Source organism: Shinella daejeonensis (genome assembly GCF_024281235.1).
GTDB classification, from domain to species: domain Bacteria; phylum Pseudomonadota; class Alphaproteobacteria; order Rhizobiales; family Rhizobiaceae; genus Shinella; species Shinella daejeonensis.
The window spans coordinates 24,812-43,923 of record NZ_JAHWXY010000017.1 but is presented as its reverse complement, the minus strand read 5'-3'; the positions used below and the strand labels follow the sequence as shown (position 1 = coordinate 43,923).

The following is a 19,112-nucleotide window of genomic DNA, read 5'->3' as shown; positions in this document are numbered from 1 at the left end:
CGCGGCCGGACGGCGGCGGGGACGGCGCGCGCGCTGCCGCCGGACCGGTGGCCGCCCGCTTGTCGGCCGTCAGCGCCACCATTGCCGCGGTGATGCCCGGGATTTCACGGACCACCCGCTCGGCGGCGGCGCGCAGGGGATCCAGCTCGCGTGCCCGCTCCGCCGGCACGGTGATGGAGAAATAAGCCTTGCCGTCGGCGATGAAAACGTCCGACACCAGACCGAGGTCGACGATATTGTCCTCCATGTCCGGGCCGCGCACCGTCCTCAGACGATCGAGAATCTGTTCCTTGCTGACATCCGTCATGATACCCCCGAGACTTGCCGCGGCATTGGTCCGCGCCTGAGGCGTAGATAATGTACCCAGCCGCATTCGCCAAACAATTTAGCCCCTGAAAGCCGGATGCGATTTGCCGCAGGCAGCCGGCGGACGAGGAAAACCGTGTCGTTTCCGGACCTCAGGCGATCAGGCCGCGGCGGATCGCCTTGACCACGGCCTGGGTGCGGTTCACCGCCTCCAGCTTCCGGGTGACCTGGTTGAGGTAGTGATTGACGGTATGTTCGGAAAGCCCGAGGATTTCGGCGATCTCCAGGCTGGTCTTGCCGGCGGCCGTCCAGCTCAGACATTGCACCTCGCGTTCGGTCAGCGTCACCTGTCCCGATTTCCAGGCCGCGCCGATTTCGGCGAGACGATTGAAAAGGTGAACCGAAATCATCTGCAACATCAACCGGTCGTCGCGCGGCAGCGCGGCGTTTTCGCCCGACCAGAGGATCGCGCCACGGTTGCCGAGCGCATCATGGACCGGAAAGAAGTGCCCGACGCGCATGCCGTGCGTATCCATCAGCGCCCGCAGGTCGCCGGATTCGGGCGCGTCGTTCGATTCTCCCAGCCACTCCTGGAGATCGTAGGAAAAGGGGACCGTGGTGACCCGCAGCTTGCGAATGCCCGCGCTATAGCGGATCATCCGCAGCGCATCGTAGCGGGCGAGCACTTCCTGCGGCCAGTTGCTGACGATCGAATAGGCCGACAGCTTCTCGGCCTCGAAGCCCGGCAGGGTGAAGGCAAGGAAATAGCGCAGGCCGTATTCCTCGCATTTGCGGCGCATGTAGCGCACGATATCGAACTGGGTTTCAAGGGCGGCGATCTCGACGCCTTCCTCGAAATCGTCCGGGATATCGTCTCCGGTCCGCGCCGCCGTCACGACACGACGCCTTTTGTCGGTTCCCGGCTTGCCGGGCGGGCGGGAAGCGGAACGGGGATCGGAGGGACGCACGCTTGATTCTCCATCAGTTCAGCAGCCCGGCACGGACGGCCTTGGCGACGGCCTGGGGCCGGTTGACGGCATCGAGCTTGCGCGTCGCCCGGTTCAGGTAATGATTGACCGTATATTCGGAAAGACCGAGGATTTCGGACATTTCCAGGCTGGTCTTGCCCGCCGACGCCCAGGAGAGGCATTCGATCTCGCGGCGCGACAGATCGGCGCGCGCCGACCGATCGGCCGTGAGGGCCACCATGCGGGTGAAGACGTGATTGGCCACGGCATTCAGCTCGATCATTTCCCGGGCCGTCAATGCCGCGCGACGGCCGCCGAAGGCGAGCGCGCCGCGAAGCCCCGCCGAATTGTGGGCTGGGAAATAGGCGCCCCGCGGAAGACCGTATTTCTCAAAAAGGCAGGCCGCGATTTCCGCCTTGCCGTCGGCGCGGCGGCGGTTGGTCGCTTCGCTGTCATAGAGAAAGGGGATAGTGCTGTTGCGAAGCCGCTCGATGACCGGGCTGCCGAAGACGAGGCCGGCATGATCGTAGGACTTCAGCATCTCTTCCGGCCAGGAGGTCAGGAGGACGCTGGAGGAAAAATCCGTCGAGGTCTCGCCGGGAACCGTGATGAGCACGTAACCGGAAAGGCCGTAATCCTCGACGAGGGCCGAAAGGCTCTCGGCGATGAGAGCCGGCGTATCGAGGGCCGAAGGCGCGCGCTGCTCCGAGCCCTCCAGGCATGCAGGCGCCGTGTCAAGTCGCTCCGTCATGTCCGCCCCCTCCCGCGCCTTCCCTGTTTCGCCGGTCTTTCCCTGCATCGATGGAGCTTCCACGGACCTGCCGCGCCCCGACGCCGCCTCCACCGCCACGCCGAATGGGCCAGCCTCGCAAGAGCTGCCCTGATCCTCCATGCCGCTCCCTGAAAGGACGAGGGGCGACGCATTCCCGACGAATGCTTCAGCGGAAGCTAAAGGCGCACGCCCGACCGCGTCCAGCGGGTTTTTCCAGTTTACCGTAAAACAGGCGGGCAAAACAGCCGCATGCGGTAGGTCCGCGCGCCACGGCTCGCCCTATCGTTGCGGCCCCGGCCGCACCATCGTTCGTCCTATCGTTGCGGCCCCGGCCGCGCCGGCAGTTCGTCCTATCGTTGCGGCCCCAGCCGCGCCGGCAGTTCCGCCATGATGGCGCGCGCCGCCTCGACCACTTGCGGGGCCCAGAGCGCGAGTTGCTCCTGGCTGACGCGATAGGCCGGGCCGGTCACGGATATGCCGGCGAAGAAGGTGCCTTCGACATCCCGGATCGGCGCCGCCACACAGCGGATACCCGGCTCGTGCTCCTCGCGATCGAAGGCGACGCCTTCGGTGCGGACGGTCTCGAACTCGGCGAGAAGCGCAGGCAGGGCGGTGATGGTGTTCGGCGTGTAGCGGCGTCGTTCCGGCCCGCGCAGCGCGGCGTCGAGCGCAGCGGGGGGCAGCGCCGAAAGCGCCGCCTTGCCGATGCCCGTGCAATAGGCGGGGGACGCGTTGCCGATCTGGGAATTCATCCGCACCGCCTGCCGGCTTTCGACCTTGTCGAGATAGATGATCTCGCGGCCGCGCAACACGCCGAGATGGACGGTCTCGCCGGTGTGGCCGTGCAGCCTCTCCAGATGCGGCGCGGCGACGACGCGGAAATCGTTGCGCGCCCAGCTCGCGGCGGCAAGCTTCAGCAAGCGCAGGCCCGGCACATAGACATGATCGGGCGTCAGATCCAGCAACCCTTCGCGCACCAGATGGGAAAGCTGGCGATGAAGCGTACCGCGCGGCTGTCGCGTTACGGCAAGCACGTCGGTGAAACGCATCGGCCGCTCGGCAAGCGTCACCGTTTCCAGCACGGCCATCGCCTTGCCGAGCGTTCCGGTGCCGCCCTCGTCCGTGTCGCGTTCCGTCTCCATGCTTTCCCGCCCTTTCTCTTGACAGTTCGCGAGAGTAGCGAAATAATTCCGAATAATCAAACTAGGTTCCAAATAATGGAACAATCATTGTCAGCAGCGAGAATCATGACCCGCCCCTGTCCTTGCCCGGCGTCGGACGCCGCCGTCACCGCACAAACACCGATCGCCGATGGAGGCATGTTCCGATGACCGAACCCGCCTATGTCGCCATCGACTGGGGAACCACCAGTTTCCGCCTGTGGCTCATCGACGAGACCGGAGAACCGATCGCCACGCGCCGCAGCGGCGAGGGCATGACGACCGCTGCGCGGACCGGCTTCCAGACGGTGCTCGACAGTCACCTTGCCGCCGTCGGCGCGCCGCGGGACCTGCCGGTGCTGATCTGCGGCATGGCCGGGGCGAAACAGGGCTGGATCGAGGCGGGCTATCTCGATACGCCCACCGCCCTTTCCGCCATACCCGCCGCCGCCGTGCGCATTCCGGACGTGGACGCGGATATCCGCGTCCTGCCGGGCCTTGCCCAGCGCGCTCCCGCCGCCGACGTGATGCGCGGCGAGGAGACGCAACTGCTCGGCGCCGCCGATGCGCTTGGTGCCGGAGACCGGCTCGTCTGCATGCCGGGCACCCATAGCAAATGGGTGCGGCTTGCCGGCGGCCGGGTCGAAGGTTTTTCCACCTTCATGACGGGCGAATTGTTCGACGCCATCGCCCGGCACACGATCCTTTCGCATTCCGTCGACGGCTCCGGCCCGGTCGATGGCGACAGTCCCGCCTTCCGCGACGCGGTCGAATCGACCCTTGCAGCGCCGGGCCTTGCGACGAACCGGCTGTTTTGCGTGCGCGCCGCCGGGCTTCTTGCCGGCCTTGCCCCCGCCGACGCCCGGGCGAGGCTTTCCGGCACGCTGATCGGCCTGGAGATCGCCGGCGCCCTGTCGCTTGCCGAGAGCGGCACGCCGGTCGCCCTCGTGGCCTCCGGCGGGCTCGGCGCACTTTACGAGACGGCGCTTGCCGCCGCCAACCTCACCCCCTTCCGCATCGACGCCGACGACGCCGTTCGCACCGGCCTCGCCTATGCGGCGAAAGCCCTCTGGTCTCTCTGAACACGCAAGGCCCTCCCCCGCTCCTTTCGAGAAAGCCGAAACAATGAACCGCACTCCCTTTCCCCCCATGACCTATCCCCTGATCGCCATCCTGCGCGGCCTCCGGCCGGAAGAGACGGAAGCCGTGGTCGGAACCCTGATCGAGACCGGCTTCACGGCCATCGAGATCCCGCTGAACTCTCCCGATCCGTTCCGCTCCATCGGCATGGCGGTGCGCATGGCCCCCGCCTCCTGCCTGATCGGCGGCGGCACCGTTCTGACGGTCGAGGATGTCGACCGGCTCGCCGACGTCGGCGGCCGGCTGATGGTCAGCCCGAATGTCGAACCGGCGGTCATCGCCCGCGCGGCCGAAAAGGGGATGGTGACGATGCCCGGCGTCTTCACGCCGACGGAGGCGCTGGCCGCCGCCCGCGCCGGGGCGACCGGGCTGAAGTTCTTCCCCGCCAGCGTCCTCGGCCCCGCCGGCATCCAGGCGATCCGCACCGTGCTGCCGGCGGAACTCGAAATCGCTGCGGTCGGCGGCGTCTCGGAGAAGAACTTCGCCGATTATGCGCAGATCGGCATTCGCAGCTTCGGTCTCGGCTCCAGCCTCTACAAACCCGGCATGAGCGCTGCGGACGTGGGCGAACGCGCCCGGGCTACCATCGCGGCCTATGACGCCGCCTATGGAGCCGATGGATGACCAAAGCCGTAGCCTTTGCCGGCCGCACGCTCTGCGACACCGCCTGCCGGCTCGGCGAAGGGCCGACCTACGACCCGGCGACCGACACCGCCTTCTGGTTCGACATTCTCGAGCGCAAGCTGCATGAGTTGCAGCTTGGCACCATGCGCAAGCAGGTGCACGACATACCCGTTCACGGCAGCGCGCTGGCGGTGATCGACGGGCAGCGCCAGTTGATCCTCGCCGATGCCGGCCTGTTCATCCGCACGGTCGCGGACGGGCGGCTGACGCCCTTCGCAAAACTGGAGGACAAGCCGCAAAACCGCTCCAACGATGCGCGCGTCCATCCGTCCGGCGCGCTTTGGGCCAGCACGATGGGACGCTCCGCGCAAAAACATTCCGGCGCCATCTACCATGTGGCCGGTGAGCGGGTGACGCGGCTTTTCTCCGGCATCACGATCCCCAACAGCATCTGTTTTTCGCCTGATGGCGCGACCGCCTATTACACCGACACCGACGTCAACCGTCTGATGCGCGTGGCCATCGATGCGAAAACCGCGCTTCCGCAAGGCCAGCCGGAATGCCTGAGCGATCGCTCCGGCGAGCCGGGCGGTATCGACGGCTCCGTCTGCGACGCCGACGGGCTCATCTGGAACGCCCGCTGGGGCGCAGGCGCGGTGGACGTCTACCGGCCCGACGGCACGCGCATCGCAAGCCATTCCATCCCGGCGGCACAGACGACCTGCCCGGCCTTCATCGGCGCGAAAGCGGACCGGCTGCTCGTCACCTCCGCCTGGGACGGGCTCGATGCGGCGGCGCGCGCGGACGATCCGCAGGCCGGCCGGACATTTGAACTCGGCCTGCCGGTCAAGGGACGCTTCGAGCCGAAATTCCTGCCCTGATCAACAACACGCCGGTTTATTTTTATCGGAACCAAAAACCCGTCCCGCCGTTCATCGTGCATCAACAGTGCGCAGGACACTCCCAATCCGGGCGCGCCTTGATGCCAACGCAGACGAAAGGCAGGTTACGATGACTACGAAACTTTTCACCTCGGTTGCCGCTGGCGCACTTCTTCTGGGCGCGTCCCTCGCCCCGGTTGCCTATGCGCAGGACAGCGGCGATCCGGCCGCCGGCCAGACCATGGAACAACCCGGGGCCACGCCGGAACCCGGCACTCTCCCCGACGACACGGCGACCACGCCGGACGCCGCTGCGCCGGACACGACGACAGGCGACGCCACGGACGGCACGACGCCGGATGCAACGACCCCGGATGCCGCGGCACCGGATTCCACGGCCGGCACGGCGACCACCGATACGGACGTCAGCGCTGCGGCGGGTGAGAAATACATCACCGCCCAGTCCGAAAGCCAGGTCAGCGCCAATACCTATATCGGCCAGACGGTCTATAATGGCGCCGAAGAAAACATCGGCAAGATCAGCGACCTGATCATCGAGAAGGACGGCGGCATCGCGGCGGCGGTCGTGGGTGTCGGCGGCTTCCTGGGCATCGGCGAGAAATGGGTCGCGGTTCCCTTCGACACCATTTCCATCACCCAGGCTCCGGATGCCGACGATGTCACGCTGACGACCACCGAGACCTCGGAAAGCCTGAAGGCCGCGCCTGAATTCAAGACCCGGGCGCAGCAGGTCGCCGAACGCAACGCTGCGGCGGCCCCGGCCGACCCGGGAATGGGCGCAGCGCCGCAGCCGGCGCCGTAAATCCCGGTGCGATACCGGCACTGACCTCCAGACCCGGCGGCATCCCTGCCCGCCGGGCTTTTCATTGCCGGGGCCAGCGCCCCTTCATCCGACGGATCAGTACCAGGCGTCGGCCATGGCGGCTTTCCGCCGTTCGACATAATCGACCAGCGCCGCGTCGATCGCCGCATCGAGCGGCGGCGGCTCGTATTCGGCAAGCGTCTTCTTCCATTGGCGATTGGCACGGGTGGCGATATCCGTCGCGCCGCCTTCGTCGCTCCACTTTTCGAATGGCTCGTTGTCGGACAGCGTCGAATCCCAGAAGGCCGTCTGGTAATTGCGCATCGTGTGGGCGGAGCCGAGGAAATGGCTGCCCGGCCCGACCTCCTCGAAGGCGTCGAAGGCAAGCGTATTGTCATCGACGGCAATGCCGGCGAGATAGGTGTGGAGCGCGCCGCAGAGATCGGCGTCCATGACGAATTTCTCGTAGGACATGGACAGCAGCCCATCGAGGAACCCCGCCGAATGCAGGATGAAGTTCGCGCCGCAATGGATGGCCGACAGCATCGACATCAGCCCCTCCTGCATCGCCTGTCCGTCGGGAAGCTTGGAGTTGGTGAAATTGCCGGCGCAGCGCAGCGGCAGGTTCAGCCGTCTTGCAAGCTGGCCGACGACCATCGAGCCGATGGCGGGCTCCGGCGTCCCGAAGGTCGGCGACCCGGAGCGCAGCGACATGGAGGACAGGAAATTGCCGAAGATGACCGGCGCGCCCTTCCTTTCGAGCTGCGTCAGCGCACAGCCGGCAAGCGTCTCGGCATAGGCCTGCGCGATGGCCCCGGCATTGGTCACCGGCCCCATCGCGCCGCCGAGGATGAAGGGCACGATGACCGCCGCCTGATTGGCCCGCGCATAGGCGCGCAGCGACGTCGTCATCGTGCCGTCCCAGACGAGCGGCGAGTTGACGTTGACATTGCCGAGGATGACGCAGTTCCTGTCCACGAAATCCGCACCGAACAGGATGCGGGCCATGTCGATGGAGTCCTCAGCCCGTTCCTCCGCCGTGACCGAGCCCATGAAGGGACGGTCGGAATAGCGGATATGGCTGTAGACCATGTCGAGATGGCGCTTGTTGACGGGAACGTCCACCGGCTCGCAAATCGTGCCGCCGGAATGATGCAGCCATGGGCTCGATTGGGCGAGCTTGATGAAATTCCGGAAATCCTCCAGCGTGCCGTAGCGTCGGCCGTTGTCGGTATCCATCACGAAGGGCGAGCCGTAGGCGGGCGCGAAGACGACGTTCTTGCCGCCGATCTGCACATTGTTTGCCGGGTTGCGGGCATATTGCGTGAATTCCGCCGGCGCGGTCGCGGCGATCTCGCGCAGCATGCCGGGCTCGAAGCGGACGAGGACGCCCTCCACCGATGCGCCGGCGCGCTTCCAGTGGTCGAGGACCGCCGGGTCGTCGCGAAACTCGATGCCGATCTCCGCAAGGATGCGGTCGGCCGTCTTCTCGATCCTTTGCAGGTTCTCCTCCGACAGGACGTCATAGGTCGGGATATTGCGGATGATATAGGGCGCGCCCGGCATCCTTGCCGCCTCCTCGCGGCGACCGGTCCGCGCCGCCCGCCCCCGCCTCGTTCCCACGTCCGCCACCAGAGCCTCGACCATCGCTTCCTCCATAATCCCGCTGCGAGGCTAGGCGGGAAAAAACCCTTTGTAACGCTGGAAAAAACTTGGTGAAGCGATAAGCTCCATTTATGGATAGCTTTCGCCGCCTGCTCCCGTCCGCCTCCGGCCTCATCATTTTCGAAGCGGCCGGGCGGCATCAGAACTTCACCCGCGCCGCCGAAGAACTCGGCATGACGCAGGCGGCGGTCTCCTATGCGGTGCGCAATCTGGAAAGCCAGCTCGGCGCACCGCTCTTCCAGCGCGTTCACCGGGCCGTGCGGCTGACGGAGGCGGGGGAACGTTTCCATGCCGATGTCACCCTCGGACTGTCGCGCATCCAGAAGTCGGCCGAGGACATCCGCAGCAAGGAGCGCGCGGCGAATGTCACGCTTGCCGCCTCCACCGCCTTCGCCTCGATGTGGATGCTGCCGCGGCTGGCCCGGCTGCGCGCCGATCTGCCCGATATCGACCTGCGCATCCAGACGAGCGTGCGCGACATCGATCTCGACGACGAGCCGATCCCGCTCGCGGTGCGCGGCGGCGACCCGTCGATGTGGCCGCGCGACCACGCCGCCCTTCTGGCTCCCGAAGTCATCATCCCCGTCGCCAGCGCCGCTTTCATCGAAAGCCGGGGGCTGCCGGAAGGTCCGGCCGACCTTCTCGGGCTGCCGCTGATCCATCTGGAAGAACCGCTGCGGCGGGCCTGCGACTGGCCCGAATGGTTCGCAAGCGCCGGCATCCGCTACCCGCCGCAGGCGCGCCGTCTGGCGATCAACGATTATGTCCTGGTCATTCAGGCGGTGCTGGCGGGAGACGGCGTGGCGCTCGGCTGGCAGCATCTCATCGAGCAGCAGGTGCGCTCCGGCGCGCTCGTCGCCATCGGCAATCACGTCCTGCGGACGGGATCGGCCTTCCACGTCGTCTGGCCGCGCTCGCGCGAACTCAACAGCCAGGCCCGGCGGGTGCGCGACTGGCTGCTGGAGGAAGGCCGGCGCGGCGGAACGCAGACACCTTGATCCCGGGCGCGCTGATCCCGGCCCTCAGCCCCGCAGCACCGGCGTCGCCGCCCTGTGGAAGAAACGGAAATAGGAGACCACCTGGGCGGCCGCGCGGCTGGTCATGCGATAACGCAGCCCCATGCGGCCATTGACGTACCAGCAGACGATGCCTTCGATCGTCCCCAGTTCCTCGGTCACCACCTCGACAGTCTGGCCCGGCGTCACCTGCAACGGCCGCTCGATATCGAGCGCCATGCCCTGTTGCGACAGATCGACGACCCGCATCGGGCTCGACTGCCGCATGACCCTGACCGTCCCGTAAAGGCGAACCTTCGACCGGCTCGCCGCCCTCTCCCTGCGCATGACGCCGCTCCTTTGCATGACCCCTTCCCCTTTCCGGCTGCCGCCCGACGATGAACCAACGGGCCGTCCCGATACGACACAGGTTAGCGGCATCGGGTTGATGGCCGGATAAGGAAAAGGTTCGGATTCTAGCGACTGGCAAGCCCGCTCCCCGCCGGAGCCGGGACGGACGGCGCGTCAGCGGGCGATCGCCTGCTTGTGCGTGCCGGCCGATCGCTCCGCCAGGAAGCGCAGGGTGGCGGCGGCATCGGCCGGGCGACCGTAGAAATAGCCTTGCCCCATATGGCAGCCCAGCGCCTTCAGCTTCAGCGACTGGGAATATTCCTCGATCCCCTCGGCCACGACGGCAAGGTCGAGTCCCTCGCACATGGCCACGACGGCCTTGACGATATGTTCGGACGCGCGGTCATCGGTGATCTGCGAAACGAAGGCGCGGTCGATCTTCACCTTGTCGAAGCTGAAGTCGCGCAGCCGCCCGAGGCTCGACTGGCCGGTGCCGAAATCGTCGAGGGAGACGCGCACGCCCGAGGCGCGCAATTCCGCCACGACCTTCTGCGCCGTGTCGGCGTCGGTCATCACCGCCGTCTCGGTGATCTCCAGCTCCAGCCGGCGCGGATCGAGACCGACCCGGTTGAGGATCGCCAGCGTGTTGAAGGCGGTCTTCGGATCCATCAGCTGGGCGGACGACAGATTGAAGGAGAGAAACAGTTCCTTCGGCCAGGACAGCGCCGCCTCGGCCGCCCGCCGCAGGAGCGTATCGGAGAGCGTGTCGATGAAGCCGCGCTCCTCGGCCAGCGGCACGAAGACGGCCGGCGAGACATAGCCGAGGTCGGCGTCGCTCCAGCGCGCCAGCGCCTCGAAGCCGATCACGGCGCCGTCGCACAGGTCGACGATGGGCTGGAAATGAACATCCACCTCCTGGGCGATGATCGCATTGCGCAGCGCCTGTTCGAGATGGGTCGCCCGCTTCATCTCCTCGGCGATTTCCTGGGAATAGACCGTGATCTGCCCGCGTCCGCGCCGCTTGGAGCGATAAAGCGCCGTATCGGCGCTTTCCAGAAGATCGGCGAAGTCCTCGCCGGCGAAAGGATAGATCGCAAAGCCGAAGGAGGCGGAAAGCCGCACGTTCCGGTCGCCGAGGTCGAAGGGCGCGGAGAGCACCTCGCGCAGCATCTGGCCGAGCTTCTCCGCCCCCTTGCGTTCGAAGACCAGCGGCAGGGCGAAGGCGAATTCGTCACCGCCATGGCGTGTGACGGTCGCCCCGTCGGGAACGCAGGCCTTGAGGCGGTGGGCGACCTGGCACAGGATCTCGTCGCCGGCGCGCGGGCCGAAAAGATCGTTGATCGGCTTGAAGCCGTCGAGATTGGCGATGCCGATGGTGAAGGGAGCCGGGTCTTCCGCCCTTTCATGGGCGATCTGGCGCACACGGTCGCGCAGCCGATACATATTGCCAAGGCCCGTCAGCGGGTCCGTATAGGCCATGGCATGGAGATCGGTATGGGAGACTTCCTGCGTGGCGTGGTTAGCCGATTTCATCGATGTTTTTCCGTATCTGCGCTGTGTCTCCCTGGATAGCTGCAGGATGGGGCATGAGCGTTAACAAAGTCACTCGCTCGCCTGCCGGAAAACCCGCCCGCACACCCCGAATTCTGGGGGTTGACCCGCCGTCGCTTGTCGGTATCGCGTCAGGCGACCGCATATTGCCCCATCCTTGCGACATGGCGGCGGTAGACGGCCTCGATCATGTCGGGACTGACGGGCTTGGCGATGTAATCGTCCATGCCGGCGGCAAGGCAGCTCTGCCTGTCGACGTTCAGCGCCTGCGCGGTGACGGCGACGATCGGCGTGCGGATGCCGAGCGCCTGCTCCGCTTCACGGATTTCACGCGCAGCATCGAAGCCGTTCTTCACCGGCATGGCGATATCCATCAGCACGAGGCGGGGCCGATGCTTGCGCCACAGCATCACCGCCTCCTCGCCGTTTTCGGCGATGCGGTGGGAAATTCCAAGCCCTTCGAGGATCTGCGAGAAGACGAACTGGTTGATCTGGTTGTCCTCGGCCACCAGCACCTCGATGTCGCCAGCTGCGGCAAACAGCGCGGTCGCATCGTCGGTGGTGATGTACCAGTCGTCATCCGGCGTCGCGGGAAAGGATGCGTCGGGCGCGCTTTCGCCCTGCGCCGGCAGCCAGGCCTGCGCCGCGACAAGGGCACGCAGGAAACCGGAGCCGTCGCCATCGGGCGCGACGCGCAGCACCGGGATGCCGTGGCTCTCCTCGACACGATCGCGCTCGGGCAGATCGCCATCCAGCACCACGAGGTCGACCGGAGCACGCCATTCTGCCGCAAGACCAAGAAAGGCAAGGTATTCACGCGCGCTGCGCACCGCGCAGCAATCCGCGCCTTCCGCCCTGAAGGCCCCGACCAGGATTTCCTCGACGCGCGGGCTTGCCGTCACCACGAGCACCCGCTTGCCCGCCGCCTGCAAGACCGCTGCGGCGACCTGCTCGAGCAGGAGGCGGCGGCCGGCGTCGCGGACCGGATCGAAACAGTTCTGTCCCTCGGCGAAATCCGCCGCCGTGCGGCCGGATGCATCCTCCAGACAGGTGACGAGCACGGGATGATCCGGCGTGCCGATGCGGTATTTGCGGATCATCGCGTAGAGATCGGACCCGTCGACCCGCACGATATGTTCGGCGGCGCTGAAGGGACGCCCCGTTTCCAGCACGGCGCGATCGCTCTGCTCGATCCGGGCCGCCGTCCCGGCGTCGGTCAGATCCCAGGCGGTCCGGCCGAGCACGGCGACCGTCTCCATGCCGTGGAGATCCCGGAACGCGCGGTTGGCGGCGATATGGACGAGATTGCAATCCTTCACCATCAGGGGAGCGGGAAGGGTTTCCAGAAGTTCTTCGAGGAGCACCGTCCGCTCCCGGTCGATCCGCGACTGCTCGTCCTGCTTCCTTTGTTCCGAGATATCGGTGAAGGTCGAAAGGCTGTAGCCGTTCGGCAGGCGGCGCTTGCGGAAATGAACCCAGCGATCGCGGCCGATCCGGTCGTCCGCCTCGTGATACTCCCGCCAGTGGGCCGAGATCCGCGTGGAGATCCATTCTTCCCGGCTCATCGGCCGGTCGAGCCTATCTGCGCCGATGCCGTAGTGCACACCGCCGTCGAACAGGGCGCCCAGGACGTCGCGAAGCCGCGTTCCCGGCACGAGAATGTCGGCTGAAACAGGAAAAAGGCGTGCAAACTGGCGGCTGGCGAAGACCAGCGTATCGTTCCTGTCGTAGACGACCACGGCGGTGGCGACGGTCTCGCATACCGCCTCGAGCATATCGAGCCGGATGTTCGCGTCCTGCGACGCCCCATCATTCATCTGTCCGCCCCCGCCTGTGAAAAGGATACCTGCGCGACATGCTGATGGATGCCGGAAAACATCCTTGGACGGCAAGGCAATGGCAGCGACCAGCGACGCTGCAAACGTCCGCCGGCGGGAGCCGGCAAGCTCGTGCTCATACGAGCGTGTCCCAAGCTGGCAGCATTTTATTAAACTCCGATTAAGGATCGGGCCGCCTGCGGCGGGAGTGCGGGATAACCGGCCGCGGCCACTGGCGTCGTTGCGGCGAATCCACGACAATGCCGCCATGACCATCAGGCATCTTTCCGAAACCCTCATCAACCAGATCGCCGCCGGCGAGGTGATCGAGCGGCCGGCCAGCGCCGTCAAGGAGCTTGTCGAAAACGCCATCGACGCCGGCGCGACCCGTGTGGAGATCGCCACCGCCGGCGGCGGCAAGACCCTGCTTCGGGTGACCGACAACGGCTCCGGCATGACGCCGGAGGACCTCGAAATGGCGGTCCGCCGCCATTGCACCTCCAAGCTGGCCGACGACCTTCTCGATATCCGCACGCTGGGCTTTCGCGGCGAGGCGCTGCCTTCCATCGGCTCCGTGGCGAAGCTGACGCTGCTCAGCCGCCCGGCGGGCGCAAGCGAGGGCGCAGAGATTTCCGTCACCGGCGGCAGGATCGAACCCGCGCGTCCGGCCGCCGCCAATCGCGGCACCGCCGTCGAGGTGCGCGATCTGTTCTTCGCCACGCCCGCCCGGCTCAAATTCCTGAAGAGCGAGAAAGCCGAGGCCGCCGCCATCTCCGACGTGGTGCGGCGCATGGCGCTCGCCTTTCCGGCCGTCCGCTTCGTGCTTTCCGGCGCCGACCGCTCGACGCTCGAATTCCCGTCGACCGGCGGCGACCGGCTCGCGCGCATCGCACAGGTCCTCGGCCGCGATTTTCGCGACAACGCCATCGAGATCGACGCGGCGCGCGAGGAAGTGCGGCTGACCGGCTTTGCCGGGGTGCCGACCTACAATCGCGGCAACAGTCTCCATCAGTTCGCCTTCGTCAACGGTCGCCCGGTGCAGGACAAGCTCGTCTGGTCGGCGCTGCGCGGCGCTTATGCCGAAACGATCCCGCAGGGACGCTATCCCGTCGCGGTGCTGTGGATCGACATCGACCCGGCGCTGGTCGACGTCAACGTGCATCCGGCCAAGTCGGACGTGCGCTTCCGCGATCCCGGACTGGTGCGCGGCCTGATTGTCGGGGCGATCCGCGAGGCGCTGGCGCGCGAGGGCGACCGCGCCGCCACCACGGGAGCAGCCGGCATGATGCGCGCCTTCCGGCCGCAGGCGCCGCATACCGCCGCATCCCGTCCGGCCGCACCCTGGACAGCCGCCGCCTCGCCCTATCGCCCGCTCGAACCGCGGGCGGACGAAGCCGGCTTCGGGGAAAGGCAGGCCGGCTTTTCGGCCTTCGCCGAGCCTTCGGCGCGCAGCGAACCCGCTTTCGATCCAGCCACACCATCCGGGCATGACGAGCCCGCGCGCCATCCGCTCGGCGCGGCGCGCGCACAGATCCACGCGAATTATATCGTCGCCCAGACCGACGACGGGCTGGTGATCGTCGATCAGCACGCCGCCCATGAACGCCTCGTCTTCGAAGCGATGCGCACGGCGCTCGACACGCGGCCGGTGCCCGCGCAGGCACTGCTCATCCCGGAGATCGTCGACCTGCCGGAAGAGGACTGCGACCGGCTGGTTCTCCATGCGGCGGATTTTTCACGGCTTGGCCTCGGCATCGAGCGCTTCGGTCCCGGTGCGATCGCCGTGCGCGAGACGCCGGCCATGCTCGGCGAGATGGACGCCGCCGGACTGATCCGCCAGCTTGCCGACGAACTGGCGGAATGGGATACGGCCAGCGGCCTGAAGAACCGGCTCGACTATCTGGCCGCCACCATGGCCTGCCACGGTTCCGTCCGTTCGGGCCGGCGGCTGCGGCCGGAGGAGATGAACGCCCTCCTGCGCCAGATGGAGGCGACCCCCGGATCCGGCCAGTGCAATCACGGCAGGCCGACCTATATCGAGCTGAAGCTTGCCGATATAGAACGGCTCTTCGGCCGGAGCTGAAGACCGATGCGGCGAAAAGGCTGGATATTTGCGGGCCGGCGCGATATGGCAGCCGGACCCGCCGCAAACCGACGACCGAGGCTGAGAGCGATGATGAACCGTTTGGAAGGACGTGGCAGCCGCGAGGCGAAGATCCGATATCTCGACGGGGATTTCCAGATCCTGGTGCCCGGCTCGCATGTCGTCTGCGCCATCACCGGCGAGATCGTGCCGATCGACGAATTACGCTACTGGAGCGTGGCGCGTCAGGAGGCCTATAGCGGCGCCGAGGCTTCGCTCGAAGCCGAAAAACGCGCCGGCAGGCTGCCGGCGCGCACGCCCTGAACCGCCGAAACCCGCTGCTCTTTCCGTTCCGTTCCGAATTTCAACCGGCGATGCGGCGTTTCAGCTTGCGCCGGCGGGCCGCCGCAATGGCCGCGTCGATGATGGCGTCCGGGCCGCGCGGATCGTCGAAGCGCATTTCCACGGCGATCACCCGACTTCTTTCCCGCAGTTCCGCCGAACGGCCGTGGCCGCCGGCGAGCCTCACGCTGTCCTTGGCGGTCGTCACCAGCCGGTAGCCGAGCGCCTCGGCGTGGTCGAGAATTTCCTCCACCTCGTCGTCGGAGAGATAATGATGATCCGGGAAACCGCGCGTCACATAGAGATGCGCGCCGGTTTCGGTCACGGTGCGGAAGAACTTCTCGTTGTCGCCGATGCCCGACCAGGCCATGACGACCTCGCCGTCGAGGTCGCCCGCCCCCACCGTCACCAGTATCGCCTCGTGGATCGCCTTGCCGGCGCGGGCGGCCTGACGGATGACCCCGTCGGCGGCATCGCCGTCGCCGATGGCGAGCAGGGCATCGGCAAGGCGGATCTGTTCGGCAAGCGGCGCGCGGACAGGCCCGCCGGGAACGAGATGGCCGTTGCCGATGCCGCGCCGCGTGTCGATGACCAGAAGCGCGTAATCGAAGACGATCTGCGCGCTCTGGAAACCGTCGTCCATGATGATGAGGTCCGCCCCCTCCTCCACCAGCTTGCGCGCGCCCTTCAGACGCCTGCGGGCGATGACCGTCAACGCCTCGCGGGCCAGCAGCAGCGGCTCGTCACCCACCGCGCGCGCGTGGTGGCGATCCGGGTCGACGCGCGTGGTGACGTCGAGGGAACCGCCATAGCCGCGTGACAGGAAGCCGGGCTTCAGCCCCCGCACCTTCGCCGCCCGGGCGATCGCGATCGCCGTCGGCGTCTTGCCCGCGCCGCCCACCGTAAAATTGCCGACGCAGATCACCGGCACCGGCACGTCGGCGCGCCGGCCGCGACGCATCCGCCGTCCGGCGATCAGGCCATAGAGTTTCGACACCGGCCATAGCGCATAGGCGCGCCAGTCGGCCTTGGTCCACCAGAAGGGCGGCGCTTCGCTGACCATGCATTTTCCCCCGGCGCCGCCGCGACGACGGGCCTTGCGGCAAGAAACGCGAAAACCTGCGGAAAATCAACCGGGTGCGGGTGAAACGCAGATGCCCAGCCTTTCAGCCGGCCGCCGCCGGCATCAGGGCGACGAGTCCGGTGATGTCATCGAGGCAGAAATCCGAGGCGGCGGCCAGCGATTCCCGCGATCCGGTACCGGTGAGAACGGCGACGGTGAGGCCGACGCCCGCGCTACGCCCCATGTGCAGATCGTGATTGTTATCGCCGACCACCGCGACCTGATGCGGCTCCAGCCCGGTCGCGGCGCAGAAGCCCAGCACCATGCCCGGCTCCGGCTTCGTGCCGAAGCCGCTGTCATAACCGGCAACGTAATGCAGATAGTCCGCAAAGCCGAAGCGCTCCGCGGTCGCCCGGATGGAGGCCTCGTTGTCGCTGGAGGCGACCCCCAGCCGGTAGCCGCGGGCATGCAGCGTCTTGAAGAAATCGGCAAGATCGGTGACCGCCACGGCAAGGGCCGCCGACGTCGCGAAGAGACCGTCGAACAGCTCCGTCAGCCCTTCGCGCGTGAAGGGTGCGCCGGCGGCGACCATGCCCTCGGCGATCTCGACGGTGTTGCCGGCGGCCAGCAGACTGTCGGGCGCGACGTGGCCGCTATCGGGATCCATGCCGCCGGCGACGAGCAGCGTGCGGGCAAGCGTCTCGTCGCCACGCGCGGCGATGCGCGCCAGTTCGTAATTCACCGGCACCCAGCTCCTGGCGTAGTCGAGCAGCGTCCCGTCCTTGTCGAACAGGATTCCGGAAATCTGGGCGGCCTTGGTCATGTCGATCTTTCGTTGGGAAGACGCGTCAACCGGGCTGGCGCGGGTGCAGGCGCGCCTTCACGGTCAGCGGATTGATATAGGGCTCGAGCCCCTTGACCGTTGCGCGCAGCGCGCCGCGCATCTCCTGCACGCTCTCCTGCCCCGCCTCGATCATCTGTTTGCGCCGGTCGTCGTTCATCAGCAGATAATGCACGCCCTTGGCGAGCATTTCCACGTCGCGCACGATCCGCGCACCGCCGCCGGCGACGAGCGTCTGATAGGTATCGCGAAAATTCTGCACATTGCTCCCCGACAGCACGGCGCAGCCGAGCATCGCGGGCTCCAGAGGATTCTGGCCACCCTCGCCCGCCAGCGAGCGGCCGACGAAGGCAAGTTCCGTCAGGCGCAGATATAGCCCCATCTCGCCGATCGTGTCGCCGAGGAAGATATCGGTTTCCGGCGTCAGCGGATCGTTGCGGGTACGGCGCGCGACCTTGAGGCCTCTCGCCTTCAGCATCTCCTCGATGGCGTCGGCGCGTTCGGGATGGCGCGGCACGAGAATGGTGAGAAGGCCGGTGCGCGGGCGCAGCGCCCGATGCACATTGGCCACCGCCTCCTCCTCGCCCTCGAAGGTGGAAATAGCCGCCCAGGTGCGCCGCTCGCCGATCTGGTCGAGGTAGGTCCGCAGCACCGCCCGGTCGACCGGCGGCGCATCGGTGTCGACCTTGAGGTTGCCGGACACGAGGACCGGCAGGGCGCCGAGCGCCCTGAAGCGTTCCGCATCGCCCTCCGACTGGGCGACGACGAGCGCGAAATTCTCAAACAGCGCGTCGGCGAAGGCCGGCCGGCGCTTCCAGCGTTCGAAGGAACGGTCGGAGATGCGGCCGTTCACCAGCACCTGGGGAATGCGCCGCGCGCCCAGCTCCAGGATGGTCATCGGCCAGATCTCGGATTCGGCGACCACGGCGAGGTCGGGATGCCAGTACTCCAGGAAGCGGCTGACGGCGGGCTTGACGTCGAGCGGCACATATTGGTGGACGACGGTATCGCCGAGCCGTTCCGCGACGATCTTCGCCGAGGTCACCGTGCCGGTGGTGAGCAGCACGGCGATGCCCCGGCGGCGGACTTCCCGGATCAGCGGCACCAGCGCGTTCGTCTCTCCGACGCTTGCGGCATGGAACCAGACCAGCGGACCGGCCGGGCGCGCCGCACTCGCGACGCCGTAGCGCTCGCGGCGGCGGGCGCGGTCCTCCTTGCCCTTGGCGACACGCAGCGCCAGGTAGGGGCCGACGACCGGATAGAGCGCAACGCCCCCCCAGCGATAAAGCCACAACGCAAAGCGGGCAAGACGGCCGCTCATGGGCGGATCGCCTTCGTTACGGCCGTCTGGCGTTGCAGGATCATGAGGGGTCCGCTTGCTGGGAGCCTCCGGAAATGCGCCACGGCCTTCCGGATCTGGTGAATTTCCGCCCGGAGCATCCTTGCCGGCCGGGAACCGGCGAAACGTCGAGGCTGTCCGCCTCAGTCCGTGCCGGGATCGAGCAAACGGTGCATATGCACGATGAAGTAGCGCATATGGGCATTGTCCACGGTCTGTTGCGCCTTGGCCTTCCAGGCGGTGAGCGCGCTGGCATAATCGGGGAAGATTCCGACAATATCGAGATTGTCGAGATCACGGAACTGCACATCCTTCAAGGTCGTCAGTTCACCACCGAACACCAGATGCAGGAGTTGTTTCGTATCGCCGCTTTCCGTCATGTCTTCTCTCG

At 66.8% G+C, this 19,112-nt stretch carries 19 protein-coding genes; 7 read left to right on the top strand and 12 right to left on the bottom strand.

Annotation, left to right across the window (positions count from 1 at the left end):
• From KYK29_RS21575 to KYK29_RS21560, 4 genes are all read right to left on the bottom strand, one after another.
• A partial coding sequence (locus KYK29_RS21575; RefSeq protein ID WP_254692945.1) for an iron-sulfur cluster assembly protein occupies window positions 1–307 on the bottom strand: 307 nt, incomplete at its 3' end.
• A 151-nt stretch (window positions 308–458) separates the two neighbouring features.
• A complete protein-coding gene (locus tag KYK29_RS22595) occupies window positions 459–1,202 on the bottom strand; it encodes a helix-turn-helix transcriptional regulator (RefSeq protein WP_254692944.1) in 744 nt (247 codons plus the stop codon).
• Window positions 1,203–1,287: 85 nt separating this feature from the next.
• Entirely contained in the window at window positions 1,288–2,025 is a 738-nt protein-coding gene (locus KYK29_RS21565) for a helix-turn-helix transcriptional regulator (RefSeq protein ID WP_254692943.1), read from the bottom strand.
• 371 nt (window positions 2,026–2,396) lie between these two features.
• Window positions 2,397–3,188: an IclR family transcriptional regulator gene (locus KYK29_RS21560; RefSeq protein WP_254692942.1), complete on the bottom strand. Its 792-nt coding sequence runs from the start codon at window positions 3,186–3,188 to the stop codon at window positions 2,397–2,399.
• 185 nt (window positions 3,189–3,373) lie between these two features.
• On the opposite strand from KYK29_RS21560, the gene KYK29_RS21555 reads away from it, so the two are divergent.
• The 4 genes from KYK29_RS21555 (at window position 3,374) to KYK29_RS21540 (ending at window position 6,674) form a co-directional block, all read left to right on the top strand.
• Window positions 3,374–4,288 (top strand): 2-dehydro-3-deoxygalactonokinase, encoded by a 915-nt coding sequence (locus KYK29_RS21555; RefSeq protein WP_254692941.1) that lies wholly within the window; start codon window positions 3,374–3,376, stop codon window positions 4,286–4,288.
• A 43-nt stretch (window positions 4,289–4,331) separates the two neighbouring features.
• Window positions 4,332–4,970: a 2-dehydro-3-deoxy-6-phosphogalactonate aldolase gene (locus KYK29_RS21550; protein ID WP_254692940.1), complete on the top strand. Its 639-nt coding sequence runs from the start codon at window positions 4,332–4,334 to the stop codon at window positions 4,968–4,970.
• Window positions 4,967–5,851, top strand: coding sequence for an SMP-30/gluconolactonase/LRE family protein (locus KYK29_RS21545; protein WP_254692939.1), 885 nt, complete (start codon window positions 4,967–4,969; stop codon window positions 5,849–5,851). Before KYK29_RS21550 ends, KYK29_RS21545 begins: the two co-directional genes overlap by 4 nt.
• A gap of 130 nt (window positions 5,852–5,981) precedes the next feature.
• A complete protein-coding gene (locus KYK29_RS21540) occupies window positions 5,982–6,674 on the top strand; it encodes a PRC-barrel domain-containing protein (protein ID WP_254692938.1) in 693 nt (230 codons plus the stop codon).
• A 96-nt stretch (window positions 6,675–6,770) separates the two neighbouring features.
• On the opposite strand, the gene KYK29_RS21535 is transcribed toward KYK29_RS21540, so the two are convergent.
• Window positions 6,771–8,321, bottom strand: coding sequence for a trimethylamine methyltransferase family protein (locus KYK29_RS21535; protein ID WP_254692937.1), 1,551 nt, complete (start codon window positions 8,319–8,321; stop codon window positions 6,771–6,773).
• Between the two features lie 89 nt (window positions 8,322–8,410).
• Here KYK29_RS21535 and KYK29_RS21530 point away from each other — a divergent pair, with 89 nt between their 5' ends.
• Window positions 8,411–9,337 (top strand): LysR substrate-binding domain-containing protein, encoded by a 927-nt coding sequence (locus tag KYK29_RS21530; RefSeq protein ID WP_254692936.1) that lies wholly within the window; start codon window positions 8,411–8,413, stop codon window positions 9,335–9,337.
• A 24-nt stretch (window positions 9,338–9,361) separates the two neighbouring features.
• On the opposite strand, the gene KYK29_RS21525 is transcribed toward KYK29_RS21530, so the two are convergent.
• The 3 genes from KYK29_RS21525 to KYK29_RS21515 all read right to left on the bottom strand — a co-directional run bounded on the left by KYK29_RS21525 (window position 9,362) and on the right by KYK29_RS21515 (window position 13,053).
• A complete protein-coding gene (locus KYK29_RS21525) occupies window positions 9,362–9,682 on the bottom strand; it encodes a PilZ domain-containing protein (RefSeq protein ID WP_254692935.1) in 321 nt (106 codons plus the stop codon).
• A 177-nt stretch (window positions 9,683–9,859) separates the two neighbouring features.
• Window positions 9,860–11,218 carry a putative bifunctional diguanylate cyclase/phosphodiesterase gene (locus tag KYK29_RS21520; protein ID WP_254692934.1) on the bottom strand — a complete coding sequence of 453 codons (1,359 nt, stop codon included), beginning with the start codon at window positions 11,216–11,218 and terminating at the stop codon, window positions 9,860–9,862.
• 149 nt (window positions 11,219–11,367) lie between these two features.
• The gene (locus KYK29_RS21515) at window positions 11,368–13,053 is read right to left on the bottom strand and encodes a response regulator (RefSeq protein WP_254692933.1); all 1,686 of its coding nucleotides are present in this window, start codon (window positions 13,051–13,053) and stop codon (window positions 11,368–11,370) included.
• Window positions 13,054–13,321: 268 nt separating this feature from the next.
• Between KYK29_RS21515 and mutL the strand changes: the two genes are divergently transcribed.
• Together mutL and KYK29_RS21505 are read left to right on the top strand one after the other, a co-directional pair.
• A complete protein-coding gene (gene mutL / locus KYK29_RS21510) occupies window positions 13,322–15,136 on the top strand; it encodes a DNA mismatch repair endonuclease MutL (RefSeq protein WP_254692932.1) in 1,815 nt (604 codons plus the stop codon).
• Between the two features lie 90 nt (window positions 15,137–15,226).
• Window positions 15,227–15,460, top strand: coding sequence for a DUF2093 domain-containing protein (locus KYK29_RS21505; RefSeq protein ID WP_254692931.1), 234 nt, complete (start codon window positions 15,227–15,229; stop codon window positions 15,458–15,460).
• 40 nt (window positions 15,461–15,500) lie between these two features.
• Here KYK29_RS21505 and lpxK read toward each other — a convergent pair whose 3' ends face one another.
• The 4 genes from lpxK to KYK29_RS21485 all read right to left on the bottom strand — a co-directional run bounded on the left by lpxK (window position 15,501) and on the right by KYK29_RS21485 (window position 19,101).
• Window positions 15,501–16,541, bottom strand: a complete 1,041-nt coding sequence (lpxK, locus tag KYK29_RS21500) for a tetraacyldisaccharide 4'-kinase (RefSeq protein WP_254692930.1) — start codon at window positions 16,539–16,541, stop codon at window positions 15,501–15,503.
• A 103-nt stretch (window positions 16,542–16,644) separates the two neighbouring features.
• Window positions 16,645–17,364, bottom strand: a complete 720-nt coding sequence (locus KYK29_RS21495; RefSeq protein WP_254692929.1) for an HAD family hydrolase — start codon at window positions 17,362–17,364, stop codon at window positions 16,645–16,647.
• A gap of 25 nt (window positions 17,365–17,389) precedes the next feature.
• Window positions 17,390–18,703 (bottom strand): lipid IV(A) 3-deoxy-D-manno-octulosonic acid transferase, encoded by a 1,314-nt coding sequence (waaA, locus tag KYK29_RS21490; protein ID WP_254692928.1) that lies wholly within the window; start codon window positions 18,701–18,703, stop codon window positions 17,390–17,392.
• Window positions 18,704–18,864: 161 nt separating this feature from the next.
• Window positions 18,865–19,101 (bottom strand): DUF4170 domain-containing protein, encoded by a 237-nt coding sequence (locus KYK29_RS21485; protein ID WP_254692927.1) that lies wholly within the window; start codon window positions 19,099–19,101, stop codon window positions 18,865–18,867.
• Window positions 19,102–19,112: the final 11 nt, after the last annotated feature.